This is a genomic window from Crossiella sp. S99.2 (genome assembly GCF_023094165.1).
Classification (GTDB): Bacteria; Actinomycetota; Actinomycetes; order Mycobacteriales; family Pseudonocardiaceae; genus Crossiella.
On sequence record NZ_JALMDK010000026.1, the window covers coordinates 1 to 15,785 of the forward strand.

The 15,785-nt window shown below is 68.0% G+C and carries 13 protein-coding genes; 4 read left to right on the plus strand and 9 right to left on the minus strand.

The window, feature by feature from the left end:
* Positions 1-192 precede the first annotated feature (192 nt).
* On the minus strand, positions 193-372 hold the full coding sequence (locus MZC64_RS46070) for a hypothetical protein (RefSeq protein ID WP_247766000.1): 180 nt from the start codon (positions 370-372) through the stop codon (positions 193-195).
* On the opposite strand from MZC64_RS46070, the gene MZC64_RS46075 reads away from it, so the two are divergent.
* The gene (locus tag MZC64_RS46075; protein WP_247766001.1) at positions 358-873 is read left to right on the plus strand and encodes a DUF6283 family protein; all 516 of its coding nucleotides are present in this window, start codon (positions 358-360) and stop codon (positions 871-873) included. The genes MZC64_RS46070 and MZC64_RS46075 overlap by 15 nt on opposite strands.
* Before the next feature lie 69 nt (positions 874-942).
* Here the strand turns inward: MZC64_RS46075 and MZC64_RS46080 are convergent, their stop codons facing one another.
* The gene (locus MZC64_RS46080; RefSeq protein ID WP_247766002.1) at positions 943-1,284 is read right to left on the minus strand and encodes a hypothetical protein; all 342 of its coding nucleotides are present in this window, start codon (positions 1,282-1,284) and stop codon (positions 943-945) included.
* A 233-nt stretch (positions 1,285-1,517) separates the two neighbouring features.
* Here MZC64_RS46080 and MZC64_RS46085 point away from each other — a divergent pair, with 233 nt between their 5' ends.
* Together MZC64_RS46085 and MZC64_RS46090 are read left to right on the plus strand one after the other, a co-directional pair.
* Complete coding sequence (locus MZC64_RS46085) at positions 1,518-2,801, plus strand: hypothetical protein (RefSeq protein WP_247797802.1); 1,284 nt, start codon at positions 1,518-1,520, stop codon at positions 2,799-2,801.
* A gap of 508 nt (positions 2,802-3,309) precedes the next feature.
* Entirely contained in the window at positions 3,310-3,720 is a 411-nt protein-coding gene (locus tag MZC64_RS46090) for a hypothetical protein (protein ID WP_247766004.1), read from the plus strand.
* A gap of 200 nt (positions 3,721-3,920) precedes the next feature.
* Here the strand turns inward: MZC64_RS46090 and MZC64_RS46095 are convergent, their stop codons facing one another.
* Positions 3,921-4,499 (minus strand): PolC-type DNA polymerase III, encoded by a 579-nt coding sequence (locus MZC64_RS46095; RefSeq protein ID WP_247766005.1) that lies wholly within the window; start codon positions 4,497-4,499, stop codon positions 3,921-3,923.
* Positions 4,500-4,769: 270 nt separating this feature from the next.
* Here MZC64_RS46095 and MZC64_RS46100 point away from each other — a divergent pair, with 270 nt between their 5' ends.
* The gene (locus MZC64_RS46100) at positions 4,770-5,612 is read left to right on the plus strand and encodes a hypothetical protein (RefSeq protein ID WP_247766006.1); all 843 of its coding nucleotides are present in this window, start codon (positions 4,770-4,772) and stop codon (positions 5,610-5,612) included.
* A gap of 244 nt (positions 5,613-5,856) precedes the next feature.
* On the opposite strand, the gene MZC64_RS46105 is transcribed toward MZC64_RS46100, so the two are convergent.
* The 6 genes from MZC64_RS46105 to MZC64_RS46130 all read right to left on the minus strand — a co-directional run bounded on the left by MZC64_RS46105 (position 5,857) and on the right by MZC64_RS46130 (position 15,529).
* Positions 5,857-6,456: a DUF3558 domain-containing protein gene (locus tag MZC64_RS46105; protein ID WP_247766007.1), complete on the minus strand. Its 600-nt coding sequence runs from the start codon at positions 6,454-6,456 to the stop codon at positions 5,857-5,859.
* Positions 6,456-7,094 carry a DUF3558 domain-containing protein gene (locus tag MZC64_RS46110; RefSeq protein ID WP_247766008.1) on the minus strand — a complete coding sequence of 213 codons (639 nt, stop codon included), beginning with the start codon at positions 7,092-7,094 and terminating at the stop codon, positions 6,456-6,458. The genes MZC64_RS46105 and MZC64_RS46110 overlap by 1 nt, the downstream gene beginning before the upstream one ends.
* Before the next feature lie 185 nt (positions 7,095-7,279).
* Complete coding sequence (locus MZC64_RS46115; RefSeq protein WP_247797803.1) at positions 7,280-7,780, minus strand: hypothetical protein; 501 nt, start codon at positions 7,778-7,780, stop codon at positions 7,280-7,282.
* A gap of 156 nt (positions 7,781-7,936) precedes the next feature.
* Entirely contained in the window at positions 7,937-10,156 is a 2,220-nt protein-coding gene (locus tag MZC64_RS46120) for an ATP-binding protein (protein ID WP_247766010.1), read from the minus strand.
* Between the two features lie 5 nt (positions 10,157-10,161).
* Positions 10,162-12,348 carry a tetratricopeptide repeat protein gene (locus MZC64_RS46125; protein WP_247766011.1) on the minus strand — a complete coding sequence of 729 codons (2,187 nt, stop codon included), beginning with the start codon at positions 12,346-12,348 and terminating at the stop codon, positions 10,162-10,164.
* A 238-nt stretch (positions 12,349-12,586) separates the two neighbouring features.
* Entirely contained in the window at positions 12,587-15,529 is a 2,943-nt protein-coding gene (locus MZC64_RS46130; RefSeq protein WP_247766012.1) for an ATP-binding protein, read from the minus strand.
* Positions 15,530-15,785 lie beyond the last annotated feature (256 nt).

The following is a 15,785-nucleotide window of genomic DNA, read 5'->3' on the forward strand; positions in this document are numbered from 1 at the left end:
CTCGACCTTGGACCGTCCACGACCCGCCATCGCCGAATCCTACAATTAGATAGCGGATTTCAGGCGCAGGACACTAGCGGGGGTCAGTCCGGGTACTACTGACGTGATGGAATGGCCACAAAGCCAGCCCGCTTCGCCACGAGGGCAAGCCCACCGTGCACGTGATGATCAGCAGAGCGGACCGCAGCTGAACTACCGGGGATTCCAGTTCATGCCCCGGCGGGTCAGCTCAGCTTCGATCACCCGATCCAGGGTGCCCTTGTTGCGTGCGCGCTTACACCGCGACAGCCACGCGCCGTACTTGAGCCCATCAGCCGACGTTGCTTTGAAAGGAATGTCGAGGGTGCCTTCGCGCTCGTGGTGTTCGATCACCAAGGCCAGCATTGTCTGTGCCTGGTGGGTGTAGACACACCAGATCATGCCCAGCTCATCCAGAGCGCGGCGCTGTGTCCCTACCGGCAGGATGTGCCCTCAGGCATTTGGGACACCAGCGAATACGACAAGCTGGCCCGTTACGACGCCGAGACTGGGATGCAGCCACGCGGTGTGTGGCAGTGCCATCAGACCGATGGCCCGAACTCGAAGCCACGGATCTGCGCTGGGTGGGCAGGATGCCACGACGGCGACAACTTGCTCGCACTACGCCTCGGCGTTTTCCAAGGGCGGATCAGCCCGGAGACGGCACAACGTGTGGTGGACTACACCACACCGGTGCCCTTGTTCACCAGTGGCGCCGAGGCGGCCGCGCATGGCATGCAAGACCTCGCACACCCTGGTCCCGACGCCGCGAGGATGATCGCGAAACTCGAGCGACTCAAGGGGAGCGGCCCCGCCAACGGAAAGCCGGAGAGTGCCGCGCCCGATCAGGGATGACGCTGTGCGCGGCGCCCCACGGATTCTCGCCGTCGCACCACACCGCTCACCCCGGTGCACACAGTCTGGTCAGGGGGCATAGCACTCGGACCCGGACGTGCCGTCAAGCCTGCGCCGTCCATCCGAAGCCGTCACCCACCCATCAGGCTCCGTACCTGGCTGCCCGTCCCATTCTTCTGCCGCCGCCAAAGCCTGCAGCAATGCAAGTTGGCGACTGTGTCCGTAGTACTTCCAGTGTCGCCGGTAGGTATCGCCGTCCTCGATGGACGAGTCGGTGATCTTCGCGCCAGTCAAGTCAGTGGAGACATCGACGTAGCCGAACTCCGTGATCTTCACCCGGAATCGGCCATCGTCGAGTCGACTGTAGGACTCGGGTGCGGGCAAGAACTCGGACGGGAGCTCAGGATCCAAGGCGATCTCCTGTTCAAACTAGTCCGATGAGGTATAGCAGAGGCTGAGCCACAGGCGCCTTCCTCCCCACCTCGAACCCCACGTCGATCCCGGTGCCTGTGCACCATTGCTGTCCACCATGAGGATGCCTTCACCCGATCGAGAAACAGAATCGTCCTCGCATTGAGCACCTGGCATGCTCAGCGGCCGCTCACATCGCACGCCTGCTGTACCGCACCGCTGGAGAACAATAGATGACTGACGCCGACCACGCAGGACCCGCCGCCAAGGACAGCAGGTCCTGCGGCGCGCCACCGTTGTCCACGCCTGATCAGCGCAACCGCTTCTTGTTCCACCTCCGACAGCACACTCCTGCGCTCTCTGGCCACGGTCCTGACAGCATCAGCTCAGGCTCCATGGCCAGCACTCTCCTGCTGGAGTTGAACAAGGACGATCTCCACTACCAGATAATCGGCGCCACTCACACGGTCGCGCACGAAGCCCCTCGCTGGAGGCAAGTAGTCGAAGCCGCTGTCGCCTCATTCAAGGCCGACCAGGCCCCACCACGCTCCTGGAGCGCCGTTCTTGGCCCATCGCCCCACCAAGGCGCGGCCTTCGAACGCGGCTTCACACTGCCCCAGCGACTGCACGAGCCCATCTCCATCGGCCCCATGACACTCTCGGCCATCCCTGAGTGGACCACCCAGGTTCTCCCACATCCCGGCGACCGCAGCCGTCCCTACCCGGTGTCGTTCTGGCCCATCCAGGTTCACGGAACCGTCAACGCCTACTCCACCGAGGGCGCCAGAGACCTTGCCGCCTATGACCTGGATCGACTGCGCCTGCTGCTGTCCCTGGCTTTGCCTCAGCTCTGGATTCACTGGACCTGGCCGGAGATCGAGGACAGCGACTTCATCTACAACTGGCAACGGGAAATGCGCCACTGCTGGCGACCAAAACCGGCACCAACCGTACCGCCGGTTGCCCCACTGCTGATCCCACAGTGGGTTCCCGATGCGTGGCCGCTGTTGGGGAAGCACCACTCGAAGACCCTCGCGCTGGAAGCAGCCAACAACGCTCTCCTGGACGTGGCTGAAGGCCGCCACTCTGCCGCGGGGGTTCAGCTGGTCGCCGTGCTGGAACAACTCCACGACGCCATCCACGGTAACCGTCGTGACCCGGCAGTCGGACGCAAGGGCGCGCACCGGCTGGTCGCCGAGTTTCTGGCCGAGGGCAACGAAGTGACGAGCGAGCATCGCTCACTGGCCAAGCACATCGTGATGTACCCCAAGCGCTCCAGCACCAGCCATGAGGGCGCACGGCACGGCTACGAACCCCGCCTGGGGATGCCCCTCCGGATGACCTCCCTCGGAGGCGACCGCGCCCACACCTACCGACTCAAGATCGAGATTCTGCGGGACATCTGTTCCAGCCTCCTCATCGAACAGCTCGGTGGCCCGCCTGTACAGCCCGGTGCGATCAAGGACCGCTGGCAGGCCATTGCTGACGGCCACCTGATTCTCCCCACCCGCATCTGACCGCGATCGTGGCCGCATCCAGGCGAGTCTGTTCACCAGGGGCCCAACTCTCGCGTGCCCGCAGCGCGTCGTGGGTGCGGCTACTCCTGAGCCTGCCCATGCCTGCCTCCACCAGCCGTTCCTGGACGGGCTGGACAAGCCCGAGGGCCGACCCAGATCTCCATACTCGGCAAGCTGTTCGCCTCAGACTGCGCTGGCGGCCACGACGTCAACTGCGTCGCGATGCCCACCAGATCAGCCTCGCCGAACCGTGCACCCGCACCTATGCCGCCGCGGATATCCGCATCCAGCACACACCCCGCCAGGCCTGCGCCGCGGCCGACTCTGCCTGCGCCCGACCCCAGTCTCCCGATCCACCAGTCTGCCGCGCGCCAGGGCAGGTGCGTCGTGACCAATGTGACTGGCGGAAAGGTCCGTCACCACCCGACACCGACATTAACCAGGCCACAACACCCGCTGACAGGTGGAAACACACGCTAGGCTGATCGAAGTCTGAAGGGCGAAGATCATGGATCTGGTTAATCCCGGTAGCGGCCCGCTCCCCACCGCGCATGAGGACACCGCAACTGCCAACATCGAGGCGTTCACCGCTGACGTCTGTAGCCAGTGGGGCTATCAGCGGGTCTCCTCTATTCGCCGTCCGGAACTGGACTACGGCGATGGGCGGTATGCGTGGGAGGTGGCGTTTCTCCGCCCCTGCGGCCTGTACCACAGCTGCGTGGTGCAGATGTTCGGTGTCCCTCGTAACTACAGTGCCGGCCAGAATCCCCTGACATTGCCCGAACCGCGCCTGTACGTCGATGACAGTTCCTGGGTGTGGGAGTTCGCTGTGTCGAGCATGGCAGCGGAGGACGATCGGGAAACACGCTACCGACCCGACGGCGGGCACACTGAGCACGGGGCGACCGACCCCCGGTAATCCCAGGCTGTCGGGCTGGTGCGGCCCGCACGCCAGGCCTGTCCGACCCGAAGCCAGGCGGCGTCCGCACACAGCGGGACGCTGGAGCACACACGCTGCCTCCTTGCGGCTTCGATCCGGCATGCGCCTGTACCGAGCGGTGGACGATCACGGTTTTCCTGGCGCTGCTGGGCCAGTCAACGCCGATGTGCAGGCTGCGGTCAGAACAGGCCGAGCTGGTCATCCTGTCCACGTCCTGGCGGCTGACTCCTCAGCTGTTCCAGAGTTCGCCCGTCGGCGATGTGCACGAACAGCCTCGCAGTTACGACAGCGTCGTAGACGGCCCGATGCGGCCGCAGATCCCCACCCAGGCCTGCCGCCAGGTCGAACTCAGCCACCAGCGCACTGAGGGAGTAGCTGTCCCGGCCAGGAAGCAGTCGCCGTGCGAGCGTGAGCGTGTCGAAGACCTCCGGGCACTCCCACCTGTCCAGCTTTCGCTGTAGCACTCCAACATCGACAGCGGCGTTGTGGCCGACGAGCGCAGACGCCACCAGCGCCGCGCGCACCGCGGCCTCAACGTCAGCGAACAGGGGCGCATCGATCACGTCCTCATTGCTAATGCCGTGGATCCCTGTGACAAACCGGGTGATGGGCTGTGATGGCCGTACCAACCACGACCACGGCTCACCGACGATCCCGCCGATGATCGGCACGACAGCCAGCTCCACCAGATCGGGCGGCTGGCCACCGTTGCCCTCAAGATCAACCACAACATAGTCCAACGTGCCCCAGTGCGTCATGCCGCTGTCCCTTCACCTGATGTCCGCGCGGCTGTCTTACGCCACACGGTGCACACGGCACCGGTCTCCGGCCAGAGAAATCCCACACCACCCTGCACAAGGTGCCCAGAGCGCGACCAGGAGCCTCCGGACCACCTCATCACTGTGGGACGAGTCCGTGCACGGCGGACGGGTGGCCACGATGTACGTGACCACGCAGGCAACGCCGGGCATGATTGCTGCCAGAATCCTCCCGCATCCACCTACATCCGCGAAGGAGACCCGCGCGGCATGGTGAGCCTGTTGACTCTCAACCTCGGTGCCCCCTCACTCGCCCACGCCCGCCTGCAACTGCCCCGGCTGGCCGCCCGAGGCGAGGACGTGCTGGTGCTCACCGACACCAGCGCGGGAGAGGGCAGCACCTGGCTGGCCGCACAGTTCTCCGCCGCCGGCTACGCGGTCACCAACCCCGTACCCGCTCCCGGTGAGCGTGGAGTGATGATCATCAGCAAGCTGGCCGTCACCGCCGATGCACTGGGCACGGAGCTGGACTACCTGCCCGCGCGGGCGACCGCCGTGGTGGTGGAGACCACCGCCGGGCCACTGCGCATCGCCGGGGCCTGCCTGCCTCCCCGGGATGCCACCGCGGTCACGACCGAACGGAAACAGCGCTGGATCGCCGCGTTCGAGCAAGCTCTGGCGCGCACCGACTCGGAGAGGCATCTGCTGTTACTCAGCACTCTTCGCGTGATCGAGCCTGGCCACGAACCCGCCCACCGTGGCGAGTTCGCCCCTTTCGAGTACGACTTCTATAGCGGCCTGACCACCAGGCACCACCTGGACGATCTCTACCGGTGCGAACACCCCGACCGCGTCGAACACAGCTGGACCCAGCGACGGCAGATACGCAACGGCTACCGCTACGACCACGCCCACGGCAGCCCCAGCCTCACCCAGCAGCTGCTGGAGTGCTTCTACGACCACTCCACCCGGCATCCAGGAGCCGACCAGCCAGCCCTGAGCAACCACTCCGGGCTCTGCGTCCACCTGGAGATGACCGCAATCGCACCGCTGCGAATGTCGGACCCTCTTACCGTTGCAGCATCGGCACATGCGGAGACGACCCTGCTCTGACCGCGCCTGGCGGACGTAGCCACGATCCGCCGACCAACCCGGAACGAGAACCAGATCCGCATCTGGCAGCGGCTCCCTCCTGCCAGGTGGCGGCCACCCGCCTGCTGCCATGGTGTCCTCCGCGACACCAGGACGCGTGTACCCAGGTGAACCAGTGGAGCCCAGTGGCCGTGGCGTGCCGCAGGACCAGGCTTCACCACAGATCATCTCCCTGACTCATCCGCAGCTTGCGTCCGCAGTCACCTCAGCGGCTGCTCTTCACAGTGACGAGGACCTGGTCAAGGAGCGCGACAACGCGTGGGCAAGGGTTGGTGAAATCGGCAGGCATGCCCACACCGCTCCTGAGCTGCAGACCGGCCGCGACGAGCACGGTGTTGGACACCGCCAGGTTGATCCGGCACTGGCCGAGTTCCTTGTCGGCGTCGTCGGCGATCACCGCCGGATATCCGGCGACCTCCAATGGTTGCCACAGCGGGAACTCCCGCTTGCGGCCGTAGAGTCGGTCGAGGCCGCCAAGCTGGGTGTTGATGTTGAGCGAGAAGTCTGACCTGGCCGGGGTGTCGGTGCCGATCCAGCGACAGAATTTTCCGAGCCTGCCTTCGCCGGGGCGGCCGATGACAGTGACGCCGAGCTGTGCCAGCTGGGCTGGCGAGAGCAGGCGGCAGGGATCAGGCACGAACGGCGTGATGTCCAGTTCGGCCTGGGTTACCAGCGGTGCGCCATGCTTGTTCACATGAGAGGTGGTTGCGGTGGAGGTAGGGGAGATGGCCGAGTCTCCTGGGAAAGCCGCGCACCCGGTGAGGGCCACCACCGCCATTAGCAGGACTGGCAAGGGAAGGCGCATCAGCGGTCACCCTTCAGCGTGATGAGGACCTGGTCGAGGATCCTGGCACCGCGTGGACAGGGATCGTGGTAGTCAGCGGCTTGGTCTGCCCCGCTCTTGAGCTGCAGGGTGACCGCGACAAGCACGGTGTTGGACACCGCCACGTTCGTGCGGCACTGGCCTGGCAGGGGGATGTCGGCGGCGTTCACGGCGGGATAGCCGGAGATCTCCACTGGCTCCCACTGTTTGAAGATGTTCTTGCGGCCGTAGAGCTGGTCGAGGCCGCCGAGCTGGGTGTTGATGTCCAGCGAGAAGTCGATCCTGGCCGGGGTATCTGTGGCGATCCAGCGGCAGGCAAGGCCAAGTGGGGTGTCCGGCTCAGACTGGCCTGTGACAGTAATGCCAAGGTGGGCGAGCTGAGCTGGGGAGAGCAGCGCGCAGCGATTATCGGCAAACGGCGCGGTGTTGAGCTCGGGCTGGGTCAGTGGTGGTGCGCCGTACTTGTTCGTGCGGGAGGAGGTCGTGGTGGCTTCGGACTTCGCCGCCGGGTGCGGAGTCGGCGGGCTGGAACCAGTGCAGGCGCTGGTGATGAGGGCTGTGGCAACGACCGCCATCATCGCGGCGTGGCGGAGGTGCTTGCTCCAGTGCCAGGGGTGCACAGTGCTCATGATTTCCTTTGTTGGCAACACATTGCGGTGAGAAGGTGCATGCACTACTGCTCGCAGTTGGTGAGGACAGGCACTTCCGGCTGCCCATGGTGCACCGCGACCGAGTTTGTCCAGGTGCAGGCTGATTTCAAGCAGGGCGTTGGTGCAGCGGGCTCACCACCGCCGAGACCGCGAGGCTAGACAGCTTCGCGGATGGACCTGTCGAGGTCAGCCACCGCTGCCCAGCCCGAAAGCTCCTCCGGACTGGCCCAGTGCGGGGGGAACGGTGTAGGACAACGGCGGAGTGCCTCAGCACGGTGGTCCTCGCTGTACTGGCTGACATCCAGGCTCAGGAACTGACGGATAGCCCATCGTGTCCGGCCAGTGTCCCGGGCAATTTTGGATGCGTTCATGCCGCATTCGTCACGCAACCTCTGGGCGTGGATGGCCGCGGCCAGCCTGTCGAGACCGGTGTAGCGGCGCGGCGATCGTTTGCGTCGAGGCACATTCGCCGCATCTACCTGCTTGTACAGGCTCCTTCTGGTCAGGCTGCACACGTCCAGGATCGTGTCCAGCGGCACGCCTTCGGCGTAGAGCCGGACAGCGGCCGCGCCCCTGGACGATTCGGACTGATCACTCTGAGCGGACAGTGACCTGGTCGGTACCTGGTTGGCCAGGGCAGGTGTGAGTGTGGGCATCGGTCCTGCCCGCGAGGCACCAGACGGACAGGCGGTGCTGCGCGCGCTGCTTGATGTGGGTGACACGGTTGATCTGCCTTCCGGGTCCGATCATGGTTGTCGTGGGGCCGTTGGTGTTGTCGGCGGTGGGGCCGGGTCCGAGGCTGGGCGGGTATGTCATTGCCGGGCCGCACCTTCCTCGATTGCCGGGTCGGGGTCTGCGCATGGGGATCCGGTTGTCGTATCCGGAGGGAAGACCGAGCCAAGCAGGACTTGGAGTTGGGTGCGCTCCTCATCGCCAGCGGGCAACGCCAGCAATGCCTCGGCATAGGAGGCCCTACCGCACCCTCGGTGACCGCGCAGCAGATACAGCAGGGCCAGGGCCGCGTGCACCACGGCCCGATCCCGTACGTACCGGTTGGCGCGCAAGGGCAGCAGAGCCTGGTTGAGATGCTCCGCTGCGGCGCCGAGTTGCCCCTGGCGGGCAAGCACGACCGCGGTGGAGATCGCCACCCGGGCCGCGGTACCCCAGTGACCCTCCTTGCATAGCAGCCGGGCGTAGCTGTCACAGAGCGCACGGGCACGCTGCATGGCTGCGGGCGAGCCGGGATGGGCGAGGGCCCGGCCCAGCAGCCAGCCGTGCCTGCCCTGGGAATCGGGATGACCGGCACGCGCGGCCAGAGCCATGCTCAGCTGATGCAGCGCCGCCGCGGTGACCGGATCCTGCATGCGCACTGCCATCCCGGCCAGCAACGCCTGCACCATGCCCGCGACCCGGCCGGGCGCCCGCCGGCTCGACACCTCGGGCATGCGCAGCGACTCCAGGGCGTGTCGAGGGTCCCCGAAGTGGCGATGCCCTCCACGGCAGCAGGCGCCGCAGAGCTGAGCCACGGCGAGCAGCACCTCCAGTCGCAGCCGGTAGACAGGCGAACCGCCGCAGCTGGCCACGGCTGTCTGCAGCAGCGGTACGACCTGGTGCACGCCGCCTCGGTGCAAGCACAGCACCGTCAGCGCCTCCAGCAGGCGCGCCACCAGACTGTGTTCCCGGTGAGTCAGAGCGTGACTGACCGCGTGGTGCAGCGCGGCTTGGTGGGTATGCAGCCACGTGTAGGCGCCGTCGGTGCTCTGCGGTGGGAGCACAACGAAGCGGGTGGTAGGCGGTCGAGGGGCGGCCAGGTGACCGGCCCCGATCACTGTGCAGGCCGCCATGGCCTGCTCGGCGTACTGGACCAGGATGGCGCGCCGCGTATCCCGATCGAGGGTGGCCGCACCCGCGCGCAGGATGCGCAGGTACGGCGCCAGAGCGGGGTGCGCGCGGTAGTGCACCGGATCCACAACCTCGATCAGGCCTCGCTGCGCCAGCCCACACAGCAGGTCATAGCCTTCTTCGACTGTGGCCAGTCCGCAGGCGATGGCGGCCATCGTGGGAGAGACAGGCAGGCCGTGACACAGCAGCGCCGGCAGCCCCCGGTCCCAGACAGGCGGCAGCCACCCGCGGGCTACCTCGACCACCGCGGCCAACAGTGAGTGAGTTCCGGGACGGCGCAACCCCTGGTCCAGGGCGGCCGTGGCCGCGGTCAGCGGCCGATCCGGTGCGGCGGCCAGTCCGGCGCCGATCACCGTCAATGCCAGCGGGTTTCCCACACACTGACGCACCAGCCGGGTGCAGGCTGCGGAGGCTGCCCCGATCCGGGACCCTCCCAGCATTCCGGCCAGCAGCGCACGCCCGTCGGTTTCGTTCAATGCCTCCAGACGGACGGGGTCGGTGTGCTCGACCCCCAGGTCCAGCGTTGAGCGTGTGACTACCACCAGCACGGTGCTGCGGCCCTGGGGCACCAGCGCCCGGAGGTGCTCGGCGTGGACAGCCTCGCTGTGATCCAGCACCAGCACAGTAGGTCCACACACAGTGCGCTCCAGCAGCGCCATTTTCTCCTGCTCATCGCAGACACTGTCGATCGCCGCGGGCGGGACACCGGCCGCGCACAGCCAGTCGTTGACCGCCATCGCCGCGGCTGTCTGGGGATCCACCCCGGGCTGGCCAAGTCCGGCCCAGAGCACCCGCTCGCCCGAGACCGCGGTGTGCTGATGTGCCCACTGCGCCACGACTGCGGTCTTGCCGATGCCCGCCGCACCAGTGACCTGCACTACTGGTCTTCGCCCGGTGCGGGCCTGCTGCACGGCGTGCTCGACATCCTCCAGTATGGCCTGGCGCCCCACCAGGGACACCGGCGGCTGCGGTGCCTGGCCGGTCACTGTCACCGGCGGAGCCGGTGGTGACGGAGGGCCATAGGCCGACCAGGAATCCACCGCGTGCAGGATCGCCAGCAGTGCCGGGGCGTCGGTGGTGACCTCTGTCTCCGCGGGAGAGGGCCCTGACGGGACGCTGTCACTGGCCACGATGATCACGATGGTGTGTCCTTTGTGGATGATGGCTGTGCCGGGTCGCTGGGGAGGGCGTCGCTGAGGTTGTCCAGGATCAGCCCGATTCGCGTGGCTGCCGCGTGATCGGTGTATCTGTAGGCATCCAGAGCGCGCTGGTAGCAGGCGTGGGCGGCGTCGCGGTTCCCGGCTTCCTGCTCCAGTTCAGCCAGTCCCTGATACGCCGTGGCCAGTTCCTGCCCCGCTCCACCTGTGCGCAGCAGGGCTACCGCCTGCTCCCCATGGGTTCGCGCCCGTACCCTGTCGTGCAGGGCATGGCAGGCCTGGGCGGCGAGAAGTTCGGCGCGGCCTGCGTTGTGCCAGTCCTGCGGGCGTTCGGCCCGCAACAGGTCGCCCGCTGTGCGGGCCAGTTCTGCGGCACGAGCCGGTTGTCCGGTGTGCAAGGCGAGGGTGGCCTGTTCCAGGTGTACCAGCGCCAGCGTCCAGACACCGCCGGTGCTACGGTGCCGCAGCAGCTTCTCGGCGGTGGCCAGTCGTCTCCGGGCAACCCTCCACGCGCCCTGTTTCGTGGCGATGTGCGCGCGCAGCCGCAGCGCCGACACCTGTTCACGCAGGTGCCCTGCTTTCCTGGCCAGACGCGCGGCGTGGGCGGCGTGCCTGCGGGCCTGCAGGAACTGGGCGGTGCGCAGCAGGCAGTAGCCCAGGCGGATCAGCGCTCTGATCTCCCGCTCCCGGTTCTGGAGCCTACGGGCAGTGCGCAACTCACTGCGGCTGATCTGCACTCCGGCCGCACCGTCCTTGAGCCGCAGGCCGTAGGCGCGCACCGCCCTGGCCATCAGCCCGACCTCGCACCACATCCCGGCGTTCTCCGCCAGGCGCAGCACGGCCAGCACCACCTGACGGCGAGTTTGTAGCCAGGTCAACGCCTCTTCCGGGTCGTTCAGGGCGTCCGGGACGTGCAGTGGCTGCTGCGGCTGATCGGGCCAGATCGGCAGTGCCGTGGCAGGGAACAGGGCCGCACAGACGCGCCGGGACGCGGCCAGATACCAGTCCACAATGGACTTCTGTGCCGCGGCGAGGCGAGCGGGACCCAGCTCGTGGTGTGCGCGTGCGTGGGCGTCGGCGTGGACTTGCGCCGAGGCGAAGCGGTAGAACACACCGCCGTGATTCTCGGTGGTGGGCTCTTCGCTGAGCAGGCTGAGGGCAAGCAACAGCTCAAGGTGCCTGGGTACCGCAGAAAGCGGACAGTCCAGCAGCGCGGCCATCAGCCCGGCGGTGACGGGCACCCGAGGGTGCAGGCCAAGGACCAGATAGTCCGACCGCGTCGCCTTCGGCAGGGACTCCACCGTCTCCCGCAGACGATCGGCAATGGGGTCTTCGTCTCTGGCAAGGACATCATCCCCAGCGGGATGGCACCGACCCGGACCGTCGGTCACCGTGGCGAGGTGCTGGCGGGCGGCGGCCAGGATCAGCGCCAGCGGATGCCCATGACACCGGCGTAGGAGCGCGAGCTCAGCACCCGCTTCGACGGACCCAGCTGCCGGCGGCTGGGTGCCGCCTCGGGCCTGCACCTGGAGAACCAGGGCGAGGCTGGCCTCGAAGTCCAGCGGCGGCAGTGACAGGTAACCGGTGCAGATCCGGATCAGTCCAGGCGTGAGGGTGCTGGTTGTGGCCACCAGGACACTGCCTGCCCCGGCCGGCACCAGCGCCGAGACCTGTTCGGGGTCGGTGACGTGATCCAGCAACACCCCCACACCGCAAGCGCTGGCGGTGAGTGTCCGGTACAGCCCGAGCACGTCGCCCGGATCACTGGGCAGCGCGCCAGCTGGCACACCGAGTGCCCGCGTGAACGCCGCCGCCACAGCCACGGGGTCGGCGCGGCGGCCCTCGACCGGGGCCAGGTCGGCATAGAGCAGTCCGCCAGGAAAACGGGAGGCACGGGAGGCCAGGAAGTGGGAGCCCAGGGCACTGGTCCCGATCCCGGGAGAACCGGTGAGCACCACGACCGGTACCTCCGCCGACGTCTCCTGGGTGATCACCTCATCCAGACGCGCGAGTTCACCACGGCGGTTGACCAGCGAGGGCACCGGCGGGATCTGGTGGGGCACCAGCGGGGCGGCAGGGGCGGTGGTGTGCAGATGGACGCCGCCGTGGATCTGCCCGGCCTGCACGCTGTGCCCTGCCGCGCCGCTGAGGTGGTTGTGCGTCATTGTGGCCTGCCCGGTGACCTGCGGCGCGGTGCTGACGGCCGGGTGGCCGGCAGGCAGGCAGTCGCGGTGTGCCCAGTGGCATCGGCGCCGCTGCCGGTGCCGCGGGTGCTGGAGAGGATCCGCATCGGCGCGCCGCGATCACCTTCAGCAGCGCGGGAAGCGGAGCGAGGGTGAGACGGGAACGCCAGGACGATCACCTGCCGTGCCGGCCGGTTGTGCTCGGTGGGATGGGCGCGGGTCACCAGGCGCTCACCGCATCCAGTACCGCGGCCAGCGGCGGGCATTCCCCGCCCGGGGCCTCCAGAAGAGCACGGGCGCGGGTAATGGCGTCCCGGGCCGGAATCACCAGGCTATACAAGGCGAACACGCACGCCTGCGCGGTGGCCACCGCGGCCCGCAACCACACCGGATCGTCCTCCTCACAGGCGTTCCAGGCACGCTGCAGCAGTTCGAATGCCTGTGCAGCGGCACCGATGCGGATGTGCTGTGCGGCGGCGCAGACCAGCACACCGACCAGCGTCTGCTGCCGCTGCTGGGCTCGGCTGAGCAGCTGTGCGGCGGTGTCCAGGTGAGTGATCGCCTCCGCGGTCTCTCCGGTGCGGGCCAGCAGCTGCCCGAGCTGCCAGGCCCGCAGGCCTGCCATCAGGTACTGGCGGCTACGCTCGGCCAGCGCCAAAGACCACACCAGCAGCGCGGTGACTGCCGGGGCCTCACCGGCGATCTCCAGGATCCGCGTCACCGCTGGCTGCGCCGCACCATGGTCGTTACGACCCGAGGGTGAGGCCAGCGCACCCACCAGGGCGTCGTGAGCAAGCGACCGCGCCTGCTGGGCCTGCTCGGAGTCGGTGTGCAGGCTGGCGGCCACCTGACCCACTGCCAGCCACACCCGCAGCACGAACCTCACCGAAGGATGGGCTCGCACCCGCGCGGACCCCAGAGTGCGTTCGAGGCTGCTCACCCAGTCTGTGGCACCACCGCGCACCAGAGACAACACCGCCACAGCTTTGGCCAGTGCACCCAGGACAACGGCTTCGCCCTCGCCTGCGGCCACGGCGAGGAGCAGAGCGGCCCGGTGATCCTCCAGCCAGCCCAGCGCCCTCTCCTGGGCTGCGCGGGCGCTGGCGGCCTCCGTGGCGGGGGCATCCTGAGGCAGGGACTGGAGCAGGCTTGTGGTGGCTTGGTGGGCAGCGGTGCGCAGCGACTGCAGCACAGCCAGGCGGGTCCGGCCGCACTCGGTGTCGCTCCCGGGCCCAGCCCAGCTCTGGATATGAGGAACCAACGCTGCCGGCAGGCAGAAGCGGTCGCTGCCGCACTCGGCGAGCAGGGACCGGGCGGCGAGCCCGTGCAGCCGTAGCACCGCCTCCCTCGGTGTCTGGGCCTGCAAGGCCGGCTGGGCGATGGTGGCGGTCAGCACCGGATAAGGGAGACAGGCCAGTAGACGAAGGTCGTGGGCGATGTCGGTGGGCAGCCGGTCCAGCACCACCTGAACCACTCCCGCGAGGACCAGGTGGGCAGGGGCGTGCACATCCTGGCCTGTGCTCGATAGGGCGGTCAGCGACCTCAACAGGGCAGGAACCGCGGAGGCATCCTGGTGCGGGGATGCCGCGAGTGTCCCGGCCAGCAGGTGCAAGGCCAATGGATTGCCGTGGCAGCGCGCCGCCAGCTTCCGCAGCACCGCCGGATCGGCCCGGCCACAGGATCTGGTGAGAAACTCGAGGGCGGCCTCGGCGGGCATCGGTCCCACCGGCAACTCCACCACCTCCTGACCTGCCTCGAGGGACAGGCGATGGCGAGTCAGGATGAGGACCGCACAGTGCGGGGAACGAGGAAGCAGAGCGTGGACTGCGGCCGGATCCTCGGCGCCGTCGAGCACGATCAGCACCGGACCGCCCGCCGTCGCGGCCCGCCGCCCCACCGCGGCAGCCAACTGAGCAGCCCGCCCCTGCGATGGGCACGCAGAGCTGGCCAGCTCCGGCGCCCCGAGTTCGCACAGCAGATACTCGATCAGAGCCTGGGCGTGCTCGCCGGGCTCCCGCCACGGCGGACACCTCACCTCGAGGTGAATCACCCCACCGGGGAACCGATCCTGCCTCTGCACAGCCCACGACAACGCCAGCGCGGTCGTGCCGACTCCAGGCTCGCCGGAGAGCATCGCGACCACCGGCCACCCCCGTCTGCCCACTGGGCCAGTGACGTCATCCAGCCGCGCGATCTCCGCCGCGCGGCCCAGCAACAGCCGCGGTGGCTGAGGCTGTGCGGCCCGCCATCCCGGCTGCGGAGCCCGGGGTGCGGGCAGGTCGCTGCACTGCCCCTGCAGGAACTGACCCACCCGCAGCAGCCCTGTCTCAATGGCAGCCGCGGGCAGGATCGACGGGTAGTCCAGGATCGCCTGAGCCTGCACGGCCACCGCCGCTGTCTCCGGCCCCTGCTTCATCAGTCCCGGCAACAGCCCGGTCAATTCGTGGTGATGCGCTTCGGCGGCCTCGGCCTGCCCGCACGCCTGCAGCAGGACCACGCGCCATGCCAGCGCCTCGGCACGGTAGACCGAGCTGAGGCGCGTCAGCTCGTCATCGGCCTTCTGTGCCCACAGCAGCGCGTCGTGCCCGCGGTGGTACACCAGATAGTGGCGGCACAGCGCCGCCCACACCCGGGCACAGGACTCGGCTTCCCCAGCCTGCTCCAGGATGCTGGCGGCTTGGGAGAATGCACATCTGCTCGGGCCGTGCTGGCCTTGGTGTAGCAGGATCTCTGCGCACCGGGCCTGGTAACGGCCCACCGCCGCGCTGTTCCCGGCTGCCTCGGCGGCGGTGACCGCGGCGGTGAACTGCCGTGCGGCCTCGACCGGATCGCCCTGCCACACAGCGACAATGCCCAAAGCCTCCCGGACCCGGGCCGCCACAGCGCCGTCGACTGATGCGGCATCGTTGTGCCCAGCCGCGGCCAGGGCGCTGATCGCGGCGGACAGCCGGGTCCACCACGACCGCAGCTCAGCCTGCGGCGCGGCGGCAGGCAGCAGAGCGGGAGCGGTGCCAGCGCCAGTTCCCGAGAGGATCCGGGTGTCTGGGCAGCGCAGATCCGATTGCCACGGCGGGATCCACCAGGCACTCGCTTCGACAGCCTTGAGGCACTGACGCACTCTGGACTGCACAGCGCGCGACTCCTGTAGCGGCGGGATGGTCATCGGCAGGCCCTCACAGCACAGACAGCATCAGGTGGCGGAGCACGCGAACGGTGGGATGGCAGAACCCCGGTGTGTCCACTGTGGATCGACTAGGGATGGCGGGCCGCGGCTGGGACTGATCGCAGTACTGCACTGTGCGGCTGGCGCGCGCCGCGGTGGGGCGGAATCGACTGTCCGGGCGGTATTCACACTGAGGCCGACCCTGGTCGTGGTGTGTCCGCGGAATTCTGTTCTGCAGCAACGCCTGTGCACGCTG

Coding starts and splice junctions, on each gene's coding strand:
- MZC64_RS46085 (WP_247797802.1), top strand. CDS start 1,518: ATGACTGACGCCGACCACGCAGGACCCGCCGCCAAGGACAGCAGGTCC.
- MZC64_RS46090 (WP_247766004.1), top strand. CDS start 3,310: ATGGATCTGGTTAATCCCGGTAGCGGCCCGCTCCCCACCGCGCATGAG.
- MZC64_RS46095 (WP_247766005.1), bottom strand. CDS start 4,499: ATGACGCACTGGGGCACGTTGGACTATGTTGTGGTTGATCTTGAGGGC.
- MZC64_RS46100 (WP_247766006.1), top strand. CDS start 4,770: ATGGTGAGCCTGTTGACTCTCAACCTCGGTGCCCCCTCACTCGCCCAC.
- MZC64_RS46105 (WP_247766007.1), bottom strand. CDS start 6,456: ATGCGCCTTCCCTTGCCAGTCCTGCTAATGGCGGTGGTGGCCCTCACC.
- MZC64_RS46115 (WP_247797803.1), bottom strand. CDS start 7,780: ATGCCCACACTCACACCTGCCCTGGCCAACCAGGTACCGACCAGGTCA.
- MZC64_RS46125 (WP_247766011.1), bottom strand. CDS start 12,348: ATGACGCACAACCACCTCAGCGGCGCGGCAGGGCACAGCGTGCAGGCC.
- MZC64_RS46130 (WP_247766012.1), bottom strand. CDS start 15,529: ATGACCATCCCGCCGCTACAGGAGTCGCGCGCTGTGCAGTCCAGAGTG.